This window comes from Vallitalea sediminicola (genome assembly GCF_054408565.1).
The window spans coordinates 16,632-39,685 of sequence record NZ_BTPT01000064.1 but is presented as its reverse complement, the minus strand read 5'-3'; the positions used below and the strand labels follow the sequence as shown (position 1 = coordinate 39,685).

20 protein-coding genes are annotated in these 23,054 nt (G+C 29.0%); 18 read left to right on the top strand and 2 right to left on the bottom strand.

Annotation, left to right across the window (positions count from 1 at the left end):
• Positions 1-22 precede the first annotated feature (22 nt).
• From ACX6CF_RS21395 to ACX6CF_RS21380, 4 genes are all read left to right on the top strand, one after another.
• Positions 23-403 carry a ribosomal maturation YjgA family protein gene (locus tag ACX6CF_RS21395; RefSeq protein WP_458787405.1) on the top strand — a complete coding sequence of 127 codons (381 nt, stop codon included), beginning with the start codon at positions 23-25 and terminating at the stop codon, positions 401-403.
• A 78-nt stretch (positions 404-481) separates the two neighbouring features.
• A complete protein-coding gene (locus ACX6CF_RS21390) occupies positions 482-670 on the top strand; it encodes an H-type small acid-soluble spore protein (RefSeq protein ID WP_458787404.1) in 189 nt (62 codons plus the stop codon).
• Between the two features lie 213 nt (positions 671-883).
• Positions 884-2,860: a DNA gyrase/topoisomerase IV subunit B gene (locus ACX6CF_RS21385; RefSeq protein WP_458787403.1), complete on the top strand. Its 1,977-nt coding sequence runs from the start codon at positions 884-886 to the stop codon at positions 2,858-2,860.
• Positions 2,861-2,876: 16 nt separating this feature from the next.
• Positions 2,877-5,168, top strand: coding sequence for a DNA gyrase/topoisomerase IV subunit A (locus ACX6CF_RS21380; RefSeq protein ID WP_458787402.1), 2,292 nt, complete (start codon positions 2,877-2,879; stop codon positions 5,166-5,168).
• Positions 5,169-5,171: 3 nt separating this feature from the next.
• Here ACX6CF_RS21380 and ACX6CF_RS21375 read toward each other — a convergent pair whose 3' ends face one another.
• The gene (locus ACX6CF_RS21375; RefSeq protein WP_458787401.1) at positions 5,172-6,488 is read right to left on the bottom strand and encodes a helix-turn-helix domain-containing protein; all 1,317 of its coding nucleotides are present in this window, start codon (positions 6,486-6,488) and stop codon (positions 5,172-5,174) included.
• 176 nt (positions 6,489-6,664) lie between these two features.
• Between ACX6CF_RS21375 and ACX6CF_RS21370 the strand changes: the two genes are divergently transcribed.
• From ACX6CF_RS21370 to ACX6CF_RS21335, 8 genes are all read left to right on the top strand, one after another.
• Positions 6,665-7,618 carry an alpha/beta fold hydrolase gene (locus tag ACX6CF_RS21370; protein WP_458787400.1) on the top strand — a complete coding sequence of 318 codons (954 nt, stop codon included), beginning with the start codon at positions 6,665-6,667 and terminating at the stop codon, positions 7,616-7,618.
• Positions 7,619-7,692: 74 nt separating this feature from the next.
• Positions 7,693-8,880 carry a MalY/PatB family protein gene (locus tag ACX6CF_RS21365; protein ID WP_458787399.1) on the top strand — a complete coding sequence of 396 codons (1,188 nt, stop codon included), beginning with the start codon at positions 7,693-7,695 and terminating at the stop codon, positions 8,878-8,880.
• 159 nt (positions 8,881-9,039) lie between these two features.
• Positions 9,040-9,786 (top strand): acyl-[acyl-carrier-protein] thioesterase, encoded by a 747-nt coding sequence (locus ACX6CF_RS21360; protein WP_458787398.1) that lies wholly within the window; start codon positions 9,040-9,042, stop codon positions 9,784-9,786.
• A 271-nt stretch (positions 9,787-10,057) separates the two neighbouring features.
• Positions 10,058-10,576 (top strand): bifunctional pyr operon transcriptional regulator/uracil phosphoribosyltransferase PyrR, encoded by a 519-nt coding sequence (gene pyrR, locus ACX6CF_RS21355; RefSeq protein WP_458787397.1) that lies wholly within the window; start codon positions 10,058-10,060, stop codon positions 10,574-10,576.
• Positions 10,577-10,674: 98 nt separating this feature from the next.
• A complete protein-coding gene (locus ACX6CF_RS21350; protein WP_458787396.1) occupies positions 10,675-11,964 on the top strand; it encodes a uracil-xanthine permease family protein in 1,290 nt (429 codons plus the stop codon).
• A gap of 229 nt (positions 11,965-12,193) precedes the next feature.
• Positions 12,194-13,810: a glycosyl hydrolase family 18 protein gene (locus ACX6CF_RS21345; protein WP_458787395.1), complete on the top strand. Its 1,617-nt coding sequence runs from the start codon at positions 12,194-12,196 to the stop codon at positions 13,808-13,810.
• 100 nt (positions 13,811-13,910) lie between these two features.
• Positions 13,911-14,843 (top strand): aspartate carbamoyltransferase catalytic subunit, encoded by a 933-nt coding sequence (locus ACX6CF_RS21340; protein WP_458787394.1) that lies wholly within the window; start codon positions 13,911-13,913, stop codon positions 14,841-14,843.
• Positions 14,836-16,119 carry a dihydroorotase gene (locus ACX6CF_RS21335; RefSeq protein WP_458787393.1) on the top strand — a complete coding sequence of 428 codons (1,284 nt, stop codon included), beginning with the start codon at positions 14,836-14,838 and terminating at the stop codon, positions 16,117-16,119. Before ACX6CF_RS21340 ends, ACX6CF_RS21335 begins: the two co-directional genes overlap by 8 nt.
• Before the next feature lie 111 nt (positions 16,120-16,230).
• On the opposite strand, the gene ACX6CF_RS21330 is transcribed toward ACX6CF_RS21335, so the two are convergent.
• Positions 16,231-16,362: a hypothetical protein gene (locus ACX6CF_RS21330; protein ID WP_458787392.1), complete on the bottom strand. Its 132-nt coding sequence runs from the start codon at positions 16,360-16,362 to the stop codon at positions 16,231-16,233.
• A gap of 315 nt (positions 16,363-16,677) precedes the next feature.
• Between ACX6CF_RS21330 and ACX6CF_RS21325 the strand changes: the two genes are divergently transcribed.
• The 6 genes from ACX6CF_RS21325 to ACX6CF_RS21300 all read left to right on the top strand — a co-directional run bounded on the left by ACX6CF_RS21325 (position 16,678) and on the right by ACX6CF_RS21300 (position 23,052).
• A complete protein-coding gene (locus tag ACX6CF_RS21325; protein ID WP_458787391.1) occupies positions 16,678-18,777 on the top strand; it encodes a choice-of-anchor J domain-containing protein in 2,100 nt (699 codons plus the stop codon).
• 275 nt (positions 18,778-19,052) lie between these two features.
• On the top strand, positions 19,053-19,871 hold the full coding sequence (locus ACX6CF_RS21320; protein ID WP_458787390.1) for an EFR1 family ferrodoxin: 819 nt from the start codon (positions 19,053-19,055) through the stop codon (positions 19,869-19,871).
• Positions 19,872-19,890: 19 nt separating this feature from the next.
• Complete coding sequence (locus tag ACX6CF_RS21315; protein ID WP_458787389.1) at positions 19,891-20,334, top strand: MarR family transcriptional regulator; 444 nt, start codon at positions 19,891-19,893, stop codon at positions 20,332-20,334.
• 179 nt (positions 20,335-20,513) lie between these two features.
• The gene (locus tag ACX6CF_RS21310; protein ID WP_458787388.1) at positions 20,514-21,509 is read left to right on the top strand and encodes a methyltransferase; all 996 of its coding nucleotides are present in this window, start codon (positions 20,514-20,516) and stop codon (positions 21,507-21,509) included.
• 27 nt (positions 21,510-21,536) lie between these two features.
• On the top strand, positions 21,537-21,986 hold the full coding sequence (locus tag ACX6CF_RS21305) for a MarR family winged helix-turn-helix transcriptional regulator (RefSeq protein WP_458787387.1): 450 nt from the start codon (positions 21,537-21,539) through the stop codon (positions 21,984-21,986).
• Positions 21,987-22,008: 22 nt separating this feature from the next.
• Positions 22,009-23,052, top strand: a complete 1,044-nt coding sequence (locus tag ACX6CF_RS21300) for an ABC transporter substrate-binding protein (protein WP_458787386.1) — start codon at positions 22,009-22,011, stop codon at positions 23,050-23,052.
• The last annotated feature ends 2 nt before the right edge of the window (positions 23,053-23,054 follow it).

Sequence of the window (23,054 nt, the reverse complement as noted above, 5' to 3'; positions counted from 1 at the left end):
ATATACATAGGAGGAACAATCTATGAAGAAAAGAATACTCTACATAATAACAACAGTGATAATAATTATTTTAGGTTTATTATCAAGAGAAATTAAAGGAATCCCATTATTTATGGGTGATATTTTTTGGGCTATGATGGTATTTTTTATACTAGCAATTATTTTCTATAATAAAAACTCTTTTTTCTTATTCAGCTTGAGTATAATTATTACATATATAATAGAAGTTACCCAATTGTATCATAGACCTTGGATTGATAATTTTCGTAGAACAAGTATAGGACATATTTTATTAGGTCAAGGTTTTTTGTGGTCAGATTTAGCAGCATATCTAGTAGGAATCATTATAGGATATTTTATTAAAAAAGTAATAGATAATAAAATGGAAGAATCATATAGTTAAGATTATATCATGGATTAATGTATATTTTTCACTTAATGCTTAATAATATTATTATTAAACATGAAAGGGCATGATAATATGAATGTTGGAAGGGCTCAGGAAATATTCGGCTCAAAAGGAGTAATAGATGTAAATTATAATGGTTGTTCTGTGTGGATAAAAAATATTAATCCAGAAGAACAAACAGCTGAAATAGAAATATTAGATGCTCCAGCAAATAATCAAGTTGTAAGTGTTAATGATTTACATGAAGGAAATATAGATTAATAATGAAGTATTCATGCAGGGTTAACACTCTGCATTTATTTTTACGTATATAAATACATATTACAAGAAAGAGGCTACACGTGTAAAGATTTCAATGGAAATAAAAAGGAAATTTTTCATATATTAAAAGAAAAAAATTGATAATTAGTTGATTATTTGATATATTAGTCATTAGTATAATATGGAATATTGTTTTTGAAAGGAGTTTTTTAATTGGCTAGAGAATACAGCGGAAAAAACATTAAGGTACTAGAAGGATTAGAACCTGTTAGATTAAGACCAGGGATGTACATTGGTAATACTGGAAGCAGAGGATTACATCATCTTATATGGGAGATAATAGATAATAGTATCGATGAACATCTAGCGGGTATATGTGACCAGATAACAATAACACTAAATGAGGATAACTCTATAAGTATTGAAGATAATGGTAGCGGTATTCCTATAGATTTACATGATAACACAAAAGATTATCCTAAGTCTGATTATCCAAGAGGAATATCGACTGAAAGGATAATATTTACTGTACTCCATGCAGGTGGTAAGTTTGATCAAGATACATATAAGTATTCAGGAGGATTACATGGAGTTGGAGCATCTGTTGTTAATGCGTTATCATCTAAGTTTACAGTGGAAATATATAGAAGTGGAAAAGTATATATAGATAATTATGAAAATGGGGGACAAGCAATAACACCCCTTGATAATGGGGCTTTGATACCTATAAAAACTACTAGAAAACGAGGTACAAAAATAACTTTTTTACCTGACGAACAAATATTTGATACAGTAAAATTCAAACCCAATATTGTAAAAAAAAGAATGAAAGAAATAGCTTTCTTGAATAGCGGATTAACCATAATCTATAAAGATAATACATTACCTGATAAAGAAGAGATAATATACCATGAGGAAGATGGTCTTATTGGTTTTATCAAAGAAATTAACAATAATAAGAATAGTCTACATGATGATATTATATTTTTATCCGATGCTAAGGATGGTATCGTAGTTGAGGTTGCATTCCAATTCACTAATGATTTTACAGAAAATATATTCTCATTTTGTAATAATATAAATACTCAAGAAGAGGGTATGCACGTTTCTGGATTCAAATTAGCCCTCACTAGAATAGTTAACAAATATGCAAAAGAACTGTCAATTTTTAAAAGCAAAGGTACATTAGATGGAAAAGATGTCAGAAATGGATTAACAGCAATAGTATCTGTCAAAGTACCTGAACCTCAATTTGAAGGTCAAACAAAAACCAAACTGGGAAATACAGAAGTAAAAGGTATTGTTTCTGATATAACTTTTTCCCAATTGGAACAATACTGTGATAGAAATGAAAAAACAATTACTAAAATTGTTGAAAGTGCAATTAGATCCCATAATATAAGAAAAACAGAAGCTAATGCAAGAAATAATATATTGAAAAATCAATCCAAAGTTTCTTCTAATGGTAAACTTGCTTCATGTAGATTGTCTCTAAATGAAAAAAAGGGTGTTTTAACAGAGTTATTCCTAGTGGAAGGGGATTCTGCCGGTGGTTCTGCTAAACAGGGCAGAGATAGACGTTATCAAGCAATTTTACCACTAAAAGGTAAAGTTCTAAATACTGAAAGAAGTAAAATTGGAAAAATCCTTGAAAATAAAGAAATAGTATCAATAATTAATGCACTTGGTACTGGATTCGGTGATGGTTTATTTGGTAATAAATCAAGTGAAGACTTCAATATAGATAAATTAAGATATGACAAGATTATAATAATGACTGATGGAGATGTTGATGGAGCGCATATAGCAACATTATTATTAACATTTTTCTATAAGCATATGCCAGATTTAATTATTAATGGCAAGATATATCTTGCCATGCCTCCTTTATACAAGGTAAAATCATCAAAACAAGAATCCTATGCATATAATGATAGACAGTTAGAAAAAATACTGAAAAAGATAAGTAGAAAAAATATTGAAGTTCAACGTTATAAAGGTCTTGGAGAGATGAATGCAGAACAGTTGTGGGATACAACTATGAATCCTGAAACTAGAACCCTTAAAAAAGTACAAATAGAGAATATTATTCAGGCAGAAGAGACAACAGTATTGCTCATGGGTGAAAAAGTACCTCCAAGGAGAGAATTCATAAACGCCGAGGCTGAAAATGCTAATATAGACTCATAGAGAAAGGAAGCTAATGATGAAAAAAAATATTAAATTACCGGATTTTACTAAACAGAATATAGTAATAACCGATTATGAAGATGAAATGAAACAATCATATATAGATTATGCAATGAGTGTTATTGCAGCTAGAGCTTTACCGGATATCAGAGATGGTCTAAAACCTGTTCAAAGAAGAACATTATATGCTATGAAAGATCTAAATGTCACTCCTGATAAACCTTACCGTAAATGTGCACGTATTGTTGGTGATACCATGGGTAAGTATCATCCACATGGGGATGGCTCCATATATAATTCTATGGTTAGAATGGCACAAGATTTTACTTATAAACAAGAACTTGTTGATGGTCATGGTAACTTTGGTTCAATCGATGGTGATGGAGCAGCTGCTATGAGGTATACAGAAGCTAGGTTAAAGCCTATTTCACTGGAATTGTTGGAGGATATAGATAAAGATATAGTTGAAATGAGAACTAATTTTGATGAAACATTAGAGGAACCAACTGTATTACCTGCTAAGTTTCCTAATGCATTAGTGAATGGTATGACAGGTATCGCTGTTGGTATGTCTACTAATTTCCCAACTCATAATTTAGGTGAAATCATTGATGGTACTGTAGCATATATTCAAAATGAAGATATTACAATAAGAGAATTGATGACACATATCAAAGGTCCTGATTTTCCCACTGGAGGAGTAATAGCTAATAAAGATGAATTAGAAGACATGTATACAACAGGTAAAGGTAAAATTAAAATTAGGGCAAAGATTGATATTAAAAAAAATGATAATGGAAAACATGATATTATAATCAGAGAAATCCCATATACCCTCATTGGCAATAAAGCTAATCTAATAGAAAATCTAGCAGATTTAGTTAAAAACAAAAAAATATCGGGGATACAAGATATAAGAGATGAAAGTTCTAGAGGAGAAATTGAAATAATTATTGAAACCAAGAAAGATGTAGATCCCTATATTTTATTGAATAAACTATATAGTAAAACAAAATTAGAAGATAATTTTAGTGTTAATATGCTTGCACTACATAAGCAAAAACCATATTTGTTCAACTTAAAATCAAGCTTACAGAAATTTGTAGAATTCCAACAAGAAATCTACACTAAACGCTATCAATTCCTTTTAAATAAAGAATTAGATAAAAAGGAAGGAACAGAAGGTTTACTTAGGGCTTATGATGAGATTGATATTATTATTGAAGCAATTCGTGGAGCCAAGAATGCTAAAGCAGTCAAAAAATGTTTGATAACTGGTGATACTACAGACATAAATTTCAAGACTAAAAAAAGCGAAAATCTAGCAAAGAAATTTGATTATACAGATAGACAAGCAACTATAATATTGGAAATGAGATTATATAAACTTGTTGGTCTTGAAAAATTAGAGGTAGAAAAACAATATAAAGAAACCATGAGAAAAATTAAGCGATATGAAAAAATACTAGGTAATAAAAAAGAACTAAATAAAACTATAATAGTTGAACTTCAAAGGATTTCAGAAAAATACAGTACTAACCGCAAAACTATTTTGAAGAATCTAGAAACAGTTAATGTCAAAGAAGAGAATATAGTGGAAAATGTGTATGTGCTTGTTGATGACAAGAATTATATTAAAACAGTGGAACCTACTACTTTTGATAAGAATAAAAATAAAATATTATCAGAGATGAAATGTGTAATTGATACTACAACAAAGGATAAAATATCCTTATTTGATAAAGATGGATATCTACACACAATAAAAGTAGATGATATACCGAAAACCAAGTTGAGTGATAAAGGAACTGCCATCAGTGTTTTAACAAAGATCAATGAAAATAACATAATAATGATTGATAAATTGCACATTGAAGACAAATTATTATTAGTAACAAAATACGGGTTGGTTAAACATATAGAAAGCCATGAACTTAATAGCATACGTTCTAGAATAACAGCAACTAAATTAAATGATAATGATAGTGTAATTAAGGTAATCAAGATGAATCAAGAAAAACAATTGATAACAATTACTTCTAATGGATATGCACTCATCATAAGTACTGATGAAATACCTAATCAAAAAAGGAATGCTAGAGGTGTCAATCTAATTAAGTTATCTGATGATGATTATATAATAGATACGGCTTTTATTGAAAAAGAACAAAAGACTATACAGTTGAATATAGATGGTCAAATAAATAAGAAGAACATATCTGCAATAGGAATTAATAAAAGAAATTCAAAAGGTAAACAAATTATTCCAAGCAGTAAAAATATAATTGGATTTCTTCAGAAAGAATAAGGATTACTTATAAGGTAATCCTTCCAGCGATTTTTCCATATCATTAGCTAATTTTAAATATTTAAATGCAGTCTTGTAGTCATGCAATAAATTAAATAGTTCACTTATACTCTTATAAGCAAATACATGATATATGGAGTTTCGGAAAACTTCCAATTTCGAAATTCCTATATTCATTTGTTCCAATGCTTCTTTTAATTTCCCTATTTTCATTAAAGCAAGACCATGATATATTTTTGAGGACCACATAAAAAGATAGTCATATTTATGTAATTTATTAACTTCTATATCCTTATAATTAATAGTATCAAATAGAGCTAAGCTCTTATCATAGTTTTCTAATAAATAATGTATTTTTGCTTTTTCTAGGGTATAAAATACTTGCAAATCTTTTCTTGGGTGCTTAATTAGATTAAGGTAATCTAAAGCTCTATTGGGATTGGATTTTATAATCTCGTACTCGGCATAATTAAGGTGGATAAGTGACAGTCTGAAAGTATCCTCAGTAAAAAGAGAAAATTGTTCTGCTTTTTTTATATTATATATAAATGAGCTATAGTTTTTACATATAAGATTAATGCAGGCCAAAGTTTGATGTATCAGGTCTGAATTATAATAGATGTTTTTTTCATTAGATAAAGCTACAGCATCATCAAGTAGCTTAATTGCATTCTCAAAATCACCTAAGCCAGAATATACCATTGCTTTTACAAATAAATAATTAAGTTCGAATAAATAGTCTTTAATTATTGTTGAATTATATTTGTCCATAGCTCTTTCAAGAATAGGTAAGCATGCTTGATAATTAAAATCATTTAAGTGTTTATTCATTTTTTCCATGTATGCCATAGCTGAATTAGAGAATAATTGATTTTCATCATAGATTCTTATAGCTTTATCAAGTTGTTTTTCGCATTTGTCAAATAAGTTCATATATCCCAGGCATTCACCTAATTTATATAGAATATCGCCATGTAATTTACCATAATTAGTAAAATTATAGGTTGATAGTAGTATATTCAATTCTTCTACAGCTTCATCATAATTCAGATTATTCATTAATAGAGTAATGTTATTCATTTTAGATTTAATTGTATTGAGAGGTAATATTTCATTACCCATATTTTCTTCGATAAAAAAAGAAACTGGTTTATTCAATCTATCAGCAATTCTTTTAAGATTTTTCATAGAAGGAGTAGCCACATTATTTTCAATTTGACTAATCATACTCTTAGTCATATCTTGTCCAGCTAATTGTGTCTGAGTAATATGTAATTCTTTTCTTGCTTGTTTTATTTTATTCCCTAGTGACTTATACATTAAAAATACCTCCCATTAATCTTTTAATCATTATAGTATAATTTTGTTAAACAATCAATAATTAAATGCCTAAAGTTAAATTATATTTAACTTTATATTGACATGATACATTGATAAGATTATAATATTATCATAAATATTAAATGGTATTAAACATATTAAGGGAGGTATAATAATTGAATTATTATTCTGAGAAAGTAATTAATGTATCTGAAATGGTTAATATAGGCGGTATTATGCAACATATCATGGTTAAGGGTAATACACAGAACCCTATAGTCCTATTTATACACGGAGGACCTGGTATACCTTATAGTTGCTATTCACAATATTTTCAACAAGAAATCGAACAGAATTTTTTAGTTGTCAATTGGGATCAAAGAGGAGCAGGAAAATCATATCAAAATGATATTCCTATAGATACAATGAATTTAGAACAATTTATATTGGATTCAAAAGAAATAGTAGATTATTTGTTAAATCAATACAATAAAGAAAAATTATTTTTATCAGCTCAATCAATAGGTAGTGTTTATGGGCTTATGACTGTACATAGATTTCCAGAAAAATTCTTCGGGTATATTAGCACTGGTCAAATTGTGGATACTTATCAAAATGAACTATTATCTTATAATCTTATTTTAAAGGAGGCAAAAAGGCTTAATAATGCTGAAGCGCTAAAGGAATTAACAGATATAGGTGAGCCACCATATAAAGAATTTATAAAAGATATAGGTATAGAAAGAAAATGGTTAAGTCTATTAGGGTTTGTAGAGAGAAAATTCAAAGTATTTGAAAGTATTACTAATAATTTTACTAATGATGACCTAGATATTATTATGAAGGGACAAGAGTTTTCGGTCAATCATTTATTTACTAATATATATGAAAACAATATAAATTTTTTTGAAACCATAAAAGAAATTGAGGTACCTGTATATTTTTGTATGGGAAGGTATGATTATGTTGCACCACAAACCTTAGTAGAAAAATATTGTAAGAAGTTAAAATCGCCTCTAAAACGCTGCATATGGTTTGAGGATTCAGCACATTTTCCAGAGCTGGATGAACCAAATAAATTTAATCAAGTTTTATTAGAAATATCACAAGAAACTACTGATACGAAATAATATTTGCGTAATGATTATTAACAGTTATTTAAACTACGCATATTTTTTTACAGTTCCAAAAGGAGGAATTTCATATGAAATATAATTTTGATACTATTATAGATAGAAACGGAACTAATTCTCTAAAGTGGGAGCCAGAAAAGTTAAAAGAACATTTTGGAGGAGAAGATATGTTGCCACTCTGGGTTGCAGACATGGACTTCAAGACTCCCCAACCAATAATTGATACAATAGTTGAAAGAGCCCAACACGGTATATATGGTTATAGCGTTAGATTAGATGCGTATTATGATTCGGTTATTAACTGGCAAAAGAAAAGACATAATTGGAATATAGATAAAGATAGTATAGTGTATACACCAGGCATTGTTCCAGCTATAAATTACATAATACAAGCCTTTTGTTCTACTGGTGATAAAGTTATTATTCAAACACCTGTATACTATCCTTTCAAGAAATCCATCATAAATAATGGCTGCAAAGTAGTGGACAACCCTTTAATATATGACGGTAAAAAATATAATATTGATTTCAAAGATTTTGAAGAAAAAGCAAAAGATGAGGAAGTTAAGATATTCATTTTGTGTAGTCCACATAATCCAGTTGGTAGGGTATGGACAAAAGAAGAATTAGAGAAGATAGGGAAAATATGCATAGAGAATGATGTTCTAGTTGTTTCTGATGAAATCCATAATGATTTGATTTTAGGAAATAACGAACATACAGTATTTGCTAACATTTGTGAAGATTTTGCTCAAAACTCAATAATTTGTACTGCTCCTAGTAAAACATTTAATATACCTGGACTAGAAACATCTCATATAATAATTAGAAACAAAGAGATTAGAGATAAATATAAGCACATTTTGATTAAAAATTCTATATCAGGACATAATCCCATGAGTATAGCTGCACTAAAAGCGGCTTATAATGAAGGTGAAGACTGGCTAGAACAATTATTGCTTTATTTAGAGGATAACCTTAATTTTATGGAGAACTACTTAAAAAATAATATGAAAGAGATAAGACTGATACGTCCACAAGCAACATACTTGGCATGGTTGGATTTTAGACTAATAGAAAAAGACAATAAAAAACTTGAAGATCTGATATTTCGTCAAGCTAAAGTTGCTCTGGATAGCGGAAACTGGTTTGGAGATAATGGTTCAGGTTTTATGAGAGTCAACTTTGCATGTCCACGTGCAATATTAAATGAAGCTTTAGATAGAATATGCTCAGCAATTAATGATAAAACTTTATAATAGATTTAAAGGATTTTCAAGTATATTTTAGTACCTTTTATATCAAATATCACCTATAAAAATTATTTTTAGACAATGTAATTTAATAGTGATATAATATTGAGTATGTTATTAGATTAACAATATTAACAATATTTAACTATAAGGGTGATGAAATATATGAATAAAATAGGAAGAGAAACATTTAGATTAGGAACTTATGCCGTTGATTTTAATAATAGGATTAAGATGAGCACGATATTTAATTATATGCAGGAATGTGCAATAAATCATGCTCATAGTCAAAGTTATGGTGTAAAAGAAATGTCAGATGAAGGATTATTTTGGATTTTATCAAGAGCATATATTGATATATTGGAATATCCCAAATTAGGTGACACAGTAACAGTGAAAACATGGACTAAAGGCACAGATAAAATATTTGTTTTAAGAGATTTCAAGGTCTATAATTCCTCTGAAAAAGTAATAGCTAATGTTACAACTAATTGGGTAATTGTTGATTCTAAAAAGATGAGACCTCAACGCCCGAAAATCCTTAATGGAACTATAGATAATATGGAAAATGAACATGCTGTAGAAGAAGTGCCAGGTAAGATATTTGATATAGCCGATAAAGAACATGTATTTGATAAAAATATAAGTTACTGTGATATTGATATTAATCATCATGTTAATAATGTCAGATACGTTGAAATGGTGTTAGATAGCTTTACTGAAGATTATTATCAAAATAGACAACCTAAAATTCTACATATTAATTTTTTGACAGAATGTAAGTACGGACAAACTATTGAACTATTTAAAGGCTATAATATAGAAGATGATTCTTTTTACGTAGAGGGTGTAGATAAAGATAGCAAAAAGAAATATTTTCAAGCATTGATTAAATGGACTGATAAGAAATAACCTATCACGAAAATTATATTAAAAAGAAAATAAAAAAATGGTAGACATTTATCAAAAAATGTGATAAATTATTATAGAATTAAATAATAAGATTTCTTTAAATTAGTACAGGGATGCTAGTAAGAAGTTTTACCGTAACATAGTTATGTGAACTATGGCTTCTTGGGTGTATCTTGGAGCCTTTTTTAATGTAAAAATTTAACAGCAACTCGTTAAATTTCTATAAGTATTATTTACAAGCTATAAAATATTAATATTTTGAGGTGAACTTATGAAAGTATTAATGGACGACAAAGCTATTGGAAGAGCACTTATAAGAATATCCCACGAAATTATTGAAAAAAATAAAGGTGTGGAGAATGTAGTTATTCTAGGTATTAAAACAAGAGGTATCCCTTTAGCGAACAGGATTGCTAACAAAATTAAAACATTTGAAGGAGTAGATGTTCCTGTAGGAACAATTGACATCACTTTCTATAGAGATGATCTACAAAAGATAACTCCTCAACCTGTAATAAACAATCCTTTGAATTTTGATGTAGAAGGTAAAAATGTAATATTAGTTGATGATGTTATCTATACAGGTAGAACTTGTAGATCTGCTATTGAAGCAGTAATTGATACAGGTAGACCTAATAAGATTCAATTTGCATCACTAGTAGATAGAGGTCACAGAGAATTACCTTTAACACCTGATTATATAGGGAAAAATATACCAACATCAAAAGATGAAGTGGTTCGTGTTAAGTTATTAGAAGTTGATGGCGAAGATACTGTTCAAATAATTTAAAGATTTCCATATTAAAAAGAGTGTACCAAATATAAAGTAGTCTAGTATTTAGTAAATACAACATAATCACTATTACAAAATAGGAGGTAAATTTTATTATGGAGAACATATCAAAAGGCAAAAAACTAATTCTAGGTCTTCAACATGTTTTAGCAATGTTCGGAGCAACAGTCTTAGTACCAATTTTAACAGGACTTGACCCAGCTATTGCATTATTTGCAGCTGGTGTAGGAACACTTCTGTTTCACTTATGTGCAAAAGGAAAAGTACCAGTTTTTTTAGGTTCAAGTTTTGCATTTATAGGTGCGATTTCATTAACATTGAATCCTAATCAGCTAGATGATGTAACTAAGATGCCAAGGGCAGAATATTTACAAAATCTTTCTCTCGTAAAAGGAGGAATCATAGTAGCCGGTTTAGTATATGTAACTATGGCTATTATAATATATTTTGTGGGCGTAGATAAAATCAAAAAATTATTTCCACCAATTGTAACTGGACCAATGATTATTGTAATAGGACTAAGATTATGTACTGTTGCTACTAATAGCGCATTTTTCCCCGTTATTAATGATAATGGTGATAGAGCTTTCAATGGTACACATGCTTTAGTAGCATCAATAGTTGTATTAACAATGGTTGTTGTATCAATATTCGCAAAAGGCTTTTTCAAAATGGTACCTATACTTATATCAGTAACTATTGGTTATATAGTATGTGTTCCATTTGGATTATTAGACACAACTGCTATTAGTAATGCAGCATGGTTTTCAGTTACAGATACTAATATTACTGAACAGATTTTAGCAGTGCCTTCATTTACAATGTCAGGAATTATAGCTATAGCGCCGATTGCATTAGTAGTCTTTATTGAACATATAGGAGACATAACTACTAATGGAGCTGTTGTTGGTAAGAACTTCTTAGATGATCCTGGTATCCATAGAACTATGTTAGGTGATGGTGTAGCGACGATATTCGCTGGATTAATCGGAGCTCCTGCTAATACTACATATAGTGAAAATACTGGCGTTTTAGCAGTTACAAAAGTATATGACCCTGCCATTTTAAGAATAGCAGCAATAATTGCAATATTTTTGAGTATGATTGGTAAATTTGGTGCTGTAATAAGAACTATACCAGGACCAGTTATGGGTGGTATAAGTATTATACTATTCGGTATGATAGCAAGTGTAGGTGTTAGAATATTAATTTCATCAAATCTTGATTTTACTCATAGTAGAAACTTACTTATATCAGCAATAGTTTTAGTTATTGGTATTGGGGTTGATAGTTTTCCTCTAGTTGATTCATTGACAATATCTGGATTAGCTATAGCAGCTCTTATAGGAGTTAGTTTAAACCTTATTCTACCAAAAGGTATATGATTTTAATATAGATTTTAAAAGTCCCTTATGGGGCTTTTTTAGTTTCACACAAAGATATTATCATATAACTATATATAAAAAATAATCTTAGAAATAATTATTGGTTAAATTTACTTAGACAAAAAGTACCAAAAATCTGTTAAAATATTCATATAATATTATTTTATTATAGCTTCTTATTTAGTTTACTAATACCAATTAAAATTATAGAAAGGAATCTAATTAAATAATGAAAATACTAAGAATAACTTCAAGACTAGTATTACTTACTGTATTATTAACAATTACTACAACTTCTGTTTACACGACCTCTAAATTCAATATGTCATACTTACATTATGGTAGTCCTAAATCGTACATAAAATATGTTACTGATACTGAAAAATCTCTAGACAGTGTATCACCTAATTATATACACATAAATAGTGAAGGTCGTATTGAAACTAAAAACATTGATACTGATTTCATCAAAACTATTCATGATGAAGGTATGAAAATTATACCTTTTATTAGTAATCATTGGAATAGAAAAGCTGGAGAACTTGCTTTAGCTGATATGGAAAATGTAACTACAGAAATAGCCACAATAATAGAAACCTATAATTTTGATGGTATTAACGTTGATATTGAAGGATTAAATGAACAAAGCAGGGATTTATTTACAGATTTTACCCGTTTGTTAAGAGAAAAGATTAATAGTGATAAAGTTATATCTGTATCTGTTGCAGCTAACCCCTATGGTTCATCTAAAGGATGGCAAGGTATGTATGATTATAAATTATTATCTTCCTATGCTGATTATCTTATGATAATGGCCTATGATGAGAGTTATAGAGGAAGTAAACCTGGACCGGTAGCAAGTATATCATTTGTAGAAAATTCTGTTAAATATGCTATTGATATAGGGGTACCATCGGATAAAATAGTATTAGGTATACCTTTTTACGGAAGAATATGGAATATAAATGATATGGATGATTCTGATAAAGATAATAGGATTCTAGGTAAAGGAATTTCTGCTAGTACTGTAGAATCATTGGTAGCTTATTATAATGGAAGTATCATATATGATAAGAAATCCAAAAGCATTAAAGCTAATTTTGAAGTTAATACTTCTGATGAAAAGAAGAATCTATATAGCTGGGGTGTGCCAGTGACTGAAGGTAATTACGAAGTATGGTTTGATAATGATTACACAATAAAAGAAAAATTAAAGATAGTTCAGAAGTATGATCTAAAAGGTACAGGAACTTGGAGTTTAGGTCAAGAGAATAAAGATATCTGGAAATATTATATATCATGGTTAAACGGTAATTATTTTACTGATATATCTAATCATTGGGCGAAAGTTGATATATCAGAAGCATATGAAAAAGATTGGATGTTAGGTACATCCAGTACATTGTTCTGTCCTGATGTGAACTTGACAAGAGCTCAAGCCGCAGTCATTCTTATTAGAGCTCTGGATATTGAGCTAACATCAACATCTTCTTATTTTTTAGATGTACCAACTTCACATTGGGCAAAATTAGAGATAGAAACAGCTTATGAATGCAATATAATAAAGGGTAGAGGTGAAAAAATATTTGATGCAGATAATATAATAACTAGAGAAGAAATGGCTGGAATGTTATATAATCTCCTTAAATCAAATATAAATACAGATAATGAGAATAATGACTTCTATGATATTGATTCAAATAATTGGTCTTATGAAGCTATAGAAAAAATGAGTTCTTCAGGTATTTTTAGAGGTTATGGTGATAATACATTCAGGCCAAAATATAATGTTACAAGAGCTCAAATGGCTAGTATTCTTAATAGAATCTCAATATATATTAAGTAGGATTGCATTAATGGTTTATGCTAATATTTAGGATAACTATTGATTTAATTCAAATAGTGTTATACAATATATTTTATTAATCACCCTTGGAGGTACCAAAATGCTACTTAATCTTAAACATTTTCTAGATTTAAAATCCTTGTCATGTGATGAGATTCACTATATACTTAATTCAGCACAAAAAATGAAATATACTATAGAATCCAATAAATTTACTACAGCGCCTTTGTTAAAAGGTAAAACAGTTGCAACATTGTATTATGAAGAACAATCACGTTCTAGATTATCATTTGAACTTGCAGCTCAAAATTTAAGTGCTAAAGTAATTAATCTCACTACATCTAAGGAATTATATAGAGGTGAATCACTTAAAGACCTTGGGAGGTCAGTAGATCAAATAGGAGCTGATTTCATTGTTATTAGACATCCTTTGTCTGGTGGACCACATTATCTTACTAAGTATGTAAATGCCTCTGTAATCAATGCAGGGGATGGTAGAAATGAGAATCCTAGTCAGTCATTAGTGGATCTACTATCTATCTATGAGATTAAAAATAAATTTAATGGACTGAACGTAGCTATAATTGGAGATATCATGCATAATCGTGTAGCAAGAAGTAATATATGGGGACTTACTAAACTAGGTGCAAAAGTTAGAATTGCGGGACCACCTACACTTATTCCTAGCAATCTTGGTGATAATATAGAAGTTCACAATAATATTACAGAAGCTATAATTGATGCTGATGTTATTATGACTCTAAAAATCCAAAATGAGAGACAGGAAGATAATCTATTACCATCAATAAATGAATATATGAGATTATTTAAATTGGATGTTAATCGTTTGCAATATGCTAAAAAAGATGTAATTGTTATGCATCCAGGACCTATAAATAGAGGAATAGAAATCTCTTCAGAAGTTATTGATGGAGATAATTCTATAATCAATAGGCAACAAATCAATGGAGTAGCAGTGAGAATGGCGCTATTTCACGTATTATCTAAGTGTGGGGTGAGCTTTAATGTATAATTTATTAATAAAAAATGGGAAGATTGTTACACCTGAAAAAACATTGTTGAACACAGATATATTAATAGATGGTGGTAAAATAAGTGAAGTAATGCCAAACATTAATTCAGATGGTTATTATACAATAGATGCTACAGATAGAATTGTTATTCCTGGGCTTATAGATATGCATTGTGAGATCTGTGAGCCAGGTTATGAATATAGAGAGAGTCTTGTGACAGCTTCCTTAAGCGCTGCCAGAGGAGGTTTTACAAGCATAACTTGTAGTCCTAATACATTACCAAGCATTGACAATAAGACTGTAGTTGAATATATAAAAACAAAATCTGAAGCTGATGCAGTGACACACCTATTTCCATATGGTAATCTAACTAAAGAATGTAAAGGAAAAGAACTTACTGAATACGGTGAAATGCAACTGTCTGGAATAGTAGCCTTATCTGATGGTGATATTCCTATTCAAGATAATAGTATTGTAAAAAAAATATTCAGATATGCAAGTATGTTTGGTATGCCAATAATAATGCATTGCGAAGATACTAGTATTTCCAATAAAAGCGGCATTAACGAAGGATATATGGCTACGAAACTAGGACTAAAAGGTTTTCCTGTAGTAGCAGAGACACTTCATCTTATGAGAAACATATTTTTAGCAAAAGAATATGATATTAATTTACACATCACTCATGTTTCTTCAAAAGAGTCTGTAGAATTAATTAGACTAGCTAAAGGTAAAGGAATCAATGTAACGGCAGAAACATCTCCTAGATATTTTATATTGGACGAATCAAATGTTGATTACTATAATACATTTGCTAAAGTTAGTCCACCACTTAGAACAAAAGAAGATATTGATAGTATAATTTCTGGGTTAAAGGATGGTACAATTGATGTAATTAGTTCTGACCATAAACCTAATACAATTGATTCGAAATTGTTGGAATTTGATATTGCTTCATTTGGTATGTCATCATTTGAAACAGCATTTAAGTTATCTTATACTTATTTAGTAAAGAACGGTATTTTGACCTTACAAGAATTAACTAATAAAATGTCTTATAATCCAGCTAACATATTAGGGATTAATAAAGGTAAAATTACTCCTGGATACGATGCGGATTTAACTTTGATTGATATAAATGATAAAAATATAATTGATTCGAAGGAATTTTTATCAAAAGCTAAATATTCCTTATATGATGGATATGAAACTCATGTTAATATAACTAATACCATTATACAAGGAAAACATTACAATTATAACGAAGATCAATAAAAATATAAGCATTTCTTAATCCCATAAATAATTGAGATTAGGAAATGCTTTATTTTTATTGTGTATTTTTAATAACCTAGTGTAGATTTTTAGAATAATATGAGAGTTTAGTTATTTAATATGGGCATCATTAGATTTTTTATCATATTCTTCTTTTGTATAATTGTTATTATTGTCGTACTTACCATTATTTTTTATATTTCTTTTATTCTTTTCACCATTTTCTTTACCAGATGTTCTCATAATTACCTCCTTAAATTAAATTTTAGTAAACATAGATAGTATAAAACAGTTTTGTTATTATTATACAGTTAAATTAATATTGCATATGCTTAATTCTGAATATTATAATATGATTAAATTGTAAAAAGAATAGCAATAATAATAGCTGTTGTCAAGAATTGTTTTAATTAACAAAAAAATGACAAATATTATAGAAATTATTAATAAAATAATATATACTAGAAATGTAGACAGTTTGTATTAATATAGTAAGAAGAATCATTTATTAAAGAATATTTATACAAGCTCTCTAACAAAAAACAGGGAGGTTTTTTTATGAAGAAAAAAGTATTAACATTATTATTGGCAATGGTATTTTGTTTAACTTTTGTTTGTAATGTACCTGAAGTTTATGCAGAAGATGGTTGGGATACTTCAAGATATGGAGATTTAATCGACATCGGAACAAAACTTAGAGAATTAGAAAAAGATAATGAGTATAAGCAAAAAGTAGCAAATCAAATTCAACAACTTGCTACAACTATGGATGTAGCAGAAAATCGCTTATTTGCTCTTGAAGCTGATGATCCTAATTTTACATTCAATGGTGGAACTAAGAATTTTCTATCATATGATGAGCAAAATGGATACTATATTAAAACTTACACCTTAAGAAGTATTGGAAACAGTGTAGAAATATGGATAGCAGATAATTTAGATTACATAGATGATAGGGAAGCCCCTGTAATTACACAAGTTCAAGCTGACCATATGAAAGACGTTTTTGATGAAACAGTTTACCCTACAGATACTGATTTCTTTGGAATGCATGATTCACATACTGGAATAAATGCAACTCTTCCAGGTCAAGTAGGTCTACCAGCTGATTATTATGTTTCTCAAGATGGAGTAGAGAGAGTAATCCTTTTAGTTGATAACTTTAGAGATGTAAATTATTATGATCAATCATATCCTTTAATCATTGGTGGATTCTACTCACCTATGTATGAAGAATATACTGATAGAAATATAATCAATATCTCAGCAAAAGATTGGGAACATAGATTAGATAGTAATTGGTTACCAACAACAGCACATGAATTTCAACATCTAATTCATGATGATAATGATTCATCTGAAACAACTTGGTTAAATGAAGGTATGTCTGAGTTTGCTGAATTTTTATGCTTTGAAATGCATCCTATGAGCCATGTAAATGCTTTCTTGGATTATCCTGAGAATTCATTGATAGAATGGGACGAGCATGTTGATGCTCCAACAGGACCAGAAACTTTAGCAGATTATGGTCAAGCTTACTTATTTGTACTATATTTGAATGATCATTTTGGTCATGATTTTATTCAAGCTTTAGCTAAGAATGAAAAACATGGTATCGAAAGTGCTAATGAAGTTCTTAATCAATTTAATATTGGTATAGATTTTGAAGAATTATTCAGAAGATTTACTATAGCTGCTGCAATAGATACCGATCTTTTTAGTGGTGCTATTTATAATTTTGATAGCATAGATGTTAATGTTGATTTTGAATCAGCACTTGAATATGATAAAGATGGAGTGCCTGCATGGGGAGCTGATTACAAAGTATTAGATAATTCAAAAAGAATCAGTAACATCAAATTTGATGGTATAGAATTCATGCCTACTCCTTGGAAAGTAATGGAGGATCCAAAAGAAAATAAAGGTACAGTAATTTGGGGTAATAATGGGGATAATATAGATAACCAATTAATCTTTAGAGCAGATTTAACAAATGCTGTTAATCCATTATTGAAATTTGATACCTTTGTAGATGCTGAACCTTTATGGGATGCTTGTATGGTACAAGTTTCAACTGATGAAGGACAGACTTGGACAAGCCTAGCTAATGATAATACTATTGATCAAGATGAATTCCCTATTAACGCACAAGCACCAAAAATCTTTGAAAATTTACCTGGATTTTCAAGACAAGATACTGCATGGGGTTCAGAAGAATTTGATTTAACTTCATATGCAGGACAAGAAATTTTAGTAGCATTCCGTTATATGACAGATTCAGCTTCGAATGAATCTGGATGGTTCATAGATAATGTTCAGATTGAAGAAATTGGTTATTCACATGATTGTAATTCATTAGAAGGTCTTTATAGTATTGATGAAATATTGGACGTAAAAGTAGAGTATTGTGTTACTTTCGTCAATAAGAAATCATATGGTAATGAAGGTGATATTTTCCACTTTGAATCATATAACATTCATAACTTTGATCCTTTCAATATAACTGAGCAAGATTCTGTAAAATTAAATTGTTTCTTCCAACATGGTACAACTTATATGATAGTATGGTATGCTGCACCAATTGGTAAAAAAGGAACAGTTGATTTCACATATGAAATAGTTTACAGTAAATTGTTTAATGGAATCAAAACAAGATAACTAAAATTACATAAGTAAAACATATTAACCTAAATATTGCCTACCAGTTATTCTATTACTGGTAGGCAATATTTTTCTTGCTAAATAAATTAAAATATTAATAATACTGTGTAATATAAAGTATTTTAGATAATAAATTAATTTGCTTAATATATGTTCATTAAATGAACAATACCAAATAAAATAGCATACTACTATAACTGACATATAATATATTTTAGTAGCTAANNTTAGCTACTAAAATATATTATCAATTATACGAGGAGGAAAGATTTATGAAAATATTGATTGCATTTTTTTCTGCCACTGGTAATACCAAAAAAATAGCTACTGTAGTTAAAAATAAGCTTGAAGAACTAGATATTAGTGTTACTAGTATTGATATTACTTCTTATTCAAGTAGAGAAAAAGATTTACAGATTAGTGATTATGATGGATGTTTTTTCGGTTTCCCAATTTATTCTATGAGAGCTCCTAGGATTTGTAGAGAATGGTTGAAAAGAATAGATGGCGAAGGTAAAAAGTGTTCTGTATTCTTTACATATGGTGGATTCGGAAAGGACCCAGCACATTATTATATAAAACAATTATTAGATGAGAAGAATTTCAAGTTAGTTTCAACCGCTGAATTTGTTAGTGCTCATACTTTCAATTACAGTGGATGGTTAGCTGCAGAGAATCGTCCTAATGAATCAGATTATGATGTAGCAGAAAAATATACAGTTAAAACAATAAATAAATTTATCAGTAATGAACCTTATGCACCTATAGAATATGCTAAACCAATATACAGTTCTGAGCAACTAGACCAAGCGGAAAAATATCGTTTTCAGGCAATTACTAAACTTCCTACAAGAGATTCTGATACCTGTTCAATGTGTGGATTATGCGAAAATTTATGTCCAACAAAGGCCATGGATGCCCAAAAAGGTGTTGCTGATATTAATTGCATAGCATGCTTTAGATGTATAGCTAATTGTCCAGAGCAAGTTTTACATACTAACGATATATCCCATATTTGGGAACAAAAGTTAGGATTTCATAAAACGACCAAAGAAGGAATTGATAAAATGGTAAGCAAAATATATATGTAAACAAATTCGAGGTGACAAAATGCAAAATTACATTCAAATAATCGAGAGAATGTCCGCTGTACAATATAGAATAAATTATAATGACAGAAAACCAAAAAACTTTGGAACAGACCAGTTGCTTTATCATTCAGAAATACATTTTATTGATGCTATTGGTGATGGAGATATTAATGCCTCTACATTATCAAAAAAATTGGATGTGACAAATGGAGCAATAACACAAGTTTCAGAAAAATTGATAAAGAAGCAATTAGTACAAAAATATAAAAGAGATACTAACAAAAAAGAAGTATTTTTCAAACTAACTGACCAAGGTAAAATAGCTTATAAAAACCACAAATTATTTCATGAACAACTTAATGATATGGTAATAGAATATCTAAAAGGGCTTAGTGATGAACAAGTTGAAGGTATTTTGGGTCTTATTGGTATATGTGAAGAACATTTACCTAGAATTTTATAATTAAGAATAACGAATTAATAGACACTGTATAGAGTGTCTGTTTTTTATTAACGTTAAAAAATAAATCTATATGGCTATTATAAAAAATAATAATTAAATGTATTGTATGCTTGACATACAGTACATTTAATTATATACTATTGTAGTGATGTATGCCAGGGTTACAAAGGAGTGAATAAATGAAAAGTAATAATTTACAAGCAAATACATATTACAAAATGATAACTAATTACAGAGAGTCCCAATTATTTTTATCAGCATTAAAACTTGATATATTTTCTTATTTAGATAATGAAGTATCTATAGAAGATATAGCTAATCAAACTGACTATGATTTAAGAAATTTAAAATTAGTACTTAATGCTCTAGCATCCATACACTTAATTGAAAAACAGCAAAACAAGTATGTTAATACAGAGGAGGGAAAATTATATCTATCGAAATCAAGTAACTGTTACATAGGGGATTCAATATTATTTAGAAATGAAATGATGTCATTAGATAACATTGAAAATAGGGTAAGATTTGGACCAGATTCAGATATTACAGCACATAATCAAGGGAATAAAGTATATGATTTCATTAAATTAGCAGAAGTTTCTATACCTGAAATATATCTATGGAGAATAGAACCTTTAATAAATCATATGAATAAAATATATCAGGAAAAAAAACCTACCAAGATATTAGATCTAGGCGGTGGTTCTGGAGCTATGGGAATAGAATTATGTAAAGCATATCCTAATTCCGAGGGTGTCATTTTTGAGGAACCCAATGTTTCAGTAGTAGCAGAACGTTTAGTTGCTAAAAATGATTTAACTTCTAGAATAATTATCAAAAAAGGAGATTTCATAAAGGATGATATAGGGAGCGGATATGATATAATAATCGCCTCAGCTATTATTGATTTTGCTAAAGATCATTTAGAAGATTTTATAAAAAAACTATATGATGCTCTTAATAAAAATGGTATAATATATTTAATAACTCATGGATTCAGTGAAGATTATCTTGAACCTTCCGAAACAATATTAGGATGGTTATCAAGTCATCTAGATGGTTTGGATTTACTTTTACCAGATAAAGTTATTCAAGATACAATGAAAAGTAATGGATTCAAATTATATATACAAGATAAAAGTGGTAATCATAGCGTTAAAGTTTACCAAAAATAAACATTGTCAGATTAAGGGAGAAATTAAATGAATGCCAAGAATGAAGTATTAGAATCTTTTATTTCAATCACTGAAAAAATAGCAAACGGTAAAACAAATATTTTGGATTTTGGTAGTGAAGATATGAAATTTTATCGTGGTGAAATACATATGATTAAAATGATTGGAGATAATCCTGGCATTTATAGCTCAGAAATGGCTAGAAATTTTGGCATTACTAGGGCTGTTGTATATAAAACCGTATTAAAATTAGAAAAAAGAGCATTAATTATAAAAGTTAATGACGAAAAAGATAAGAAAAAGACTAGATTATATTTAACTGAAGACGGAGAAAAAGCTTATAAAGCTCATGAACAATATCATAATAATTTTGATACAGCTTTATTTGATTTCCTTGATAGTCTATCAGATGAAGAATTACAATTGATTCAAAAATTTCTTAGTCACTCAAATAAATTAATAGATAATCATTTTTAAAGAATAGAGGAGGTTTTTTTTTATGAGCTCAATGAGAATGAGAACCATTATTATAGTAATATGTATAGCATTAGTTCAATTAACAGGTTGTTCAGTAAAAAAAGAAAATAAGGAAGTCATGGTGGAGGAAAAAGATACTACTAGAGTTACTCTAATATCTCCACCTATATTATCAATCTATCTAAGTGTATCACCAGAAGATAGTACGGTAGTAGGAATTAATCCAAGAGCATTCAGTACATCAAATGAAAATGTTTTAAGTGAATTATATCCTGATTACAAAAATATCAACACATCTTTTATTAATAATGAATTTGTTGTAAACACAGAAGAACTATTGAAACTATCCCCAGATATTATATTCTATTATGGTGATAGCCAGAAAAATGGAATAGAAAAATTAGATGTGAAATCTGTTGATATGATGTGTAGCAAAAATAGAGACCCAGAGTCTATGACGATTGAATGGGAAAAACAATTAGAAAAAGCATTTAATATCACTAATGAAAATACCCTAGAAAAAGAATGGGATAGATCAAATAATAAAGCCAATGAATTATTAAAAGATAATTCCACTAAAAAGAAAGGACTCTATATTTTTAGCTACATTAATGGAAAAGTAACTGCAAGCGGTAATAATTCATATGGAGGTAATTTCTTTGATAAAGCGGGAATAGAGAATGTTGCTAAGGAAATAGAAGGAAATAAAGAAGTCAGTATGGAACAGATATATAAATGGAATCCTGACGTAGTTTTTATATTTTTAGGTATGCCTGCAACACCTATCATTAATAACAAAGCAACTAACCAAGATTGGTCATTAATTCAAGCGTATAAAGATAAAGCTATTTTTGACATTCCACAAGCTACTTATTCATGGGGAGCACCATGCGCTGATTCTCCACTAATGCCTTTATGGCTTATATCAAAAACGTATCCTGATTCATTAGGTAATGATGAATTTACTACCTATTTCAAAGATTACTACAATAGGATATATGATATAGAATTAAAAGATGAATTAATTGAAGAGGTATTAAAACCTAAAAAAGTAAAAGGAAAATAGCA

Coding starts and splice junctions, on each gene's coding strand:
- ACX6CF_RS21395 (WP_458787405.1), top strand. CDS start 23: ATGAAGAAAAGAATACTCTACATAATAACAACAGTGATAATAATTATT.
- ACX6CF_RS21390 (WP_458787404.1), top strand. CDS start 482: ATGAATGTTGGAAGGGCTCAGGAAATATTCGGCTCAAAAGGAGTAATA.
- ACX6CF_RS21380 (WP_458787402.1), top strand. CDS start 2,877: ATGAAAAAAAATATTAAATTACCGGATTTTACTAAACAGAATATAGTA.
- ACX6CF_RS21375 (WP_458787401.1), bottom strand. CDS start 6,488: ATGTATAAGTCACTAGGGAATAAAATAAAACAAGCAAGAAAAGAATTA.
- ACX6CF_RS21365 (WP_458787399.1), top strand. CDS start 7,693: ATGAAATATAATTTTGATACTATTATAGATAGAAACGGAACTAATTCT.
- ACX6CF_RS21360 (WP_458787398.1), top strand. CDS start 9,040: ATGAATAAAATAGGAAGAGAAACATTTAGATTAGGAACTTATGCCGTT.
- pyrR (WP_458787397.1), top strand. CDS start 10,058: ATGAAAGTATTAATGGACGACAAAGCTATTGGAAGAGCACTTATAAGA.
- ACX6CF_RS21350 (WP_458787396.1), top strand. CDS start 10,675: ATGGAGAACATATCAAAAGGCAAAAAACTAATTCTAGGTCTTCAACAT.
- ACX6CF_RS21345 (WP_458787395.1), top strand. CDS start 12,194: ATGAAAATACTAAGAATAACTTCAAGACTAGTATTACTTACTGTATTA.
- ACX6CF_RS21340 (WP_458787394.1), top strand. CDS start 13,911: ATGCTACTTAATCTTAAACATTTTCTAGATTTAAAATCCTTGTCATGT.
- ACX6CF_RS21335 (WP_458787393.1), top strand. CDS start 14,836: ATGTATAATTTATTAATAAAAAATGGGAAGATTGTTACACCTGAAAAA.
- ACX6CF_RS21330 (WP_458787392.1), bottom strand. CDS start 16,362: ATGAGAACATCTGGTAAAGAAAATGGTGAAAAGAATAAAAGAAATATA.
- ACX6CF_RS21325 (WP_458787391.1), top strand. CDS start 16,678: ATGAAGAAAAAAGTATTAACATTATTATTGGCAATGGTATTTTGTTTA.
- ACX6CF_RS21320 (WP_458787390.1), top strand. CDS start 19,053: ATGAAAATATTGATTGCATTTTTTTCTGCCACTGGTAATACCAAAAAA.
- ACX6CF_RS21315 (WP_458787389.1), top strand. CDS start 19,891: ATGCAAAATTACATTCAAATAATCGAGAGAATGTCCGCTGTACAATAT.
- ACX6CF_RS21310 (WP_458787388.1), top strand. CDS start 20,514: ATGAAAAGTAATAATTTACAAGCAAATACATATTACAAAATGATAACT.
- ACX6CF_RS21305 (WP_458787387.1), top strand. CDS start 21,537: ATGAATGCCAAGAATGAAGTATTAGAATCTTTTATTTCAATCACTGAA.
- ACX6CF_RS21300 (WP_458787386.1), top strand. CDS start 22,009: ATGAGCTCAATGAGAATGAGAACCATTATTATAGTAATATGTATAGCA.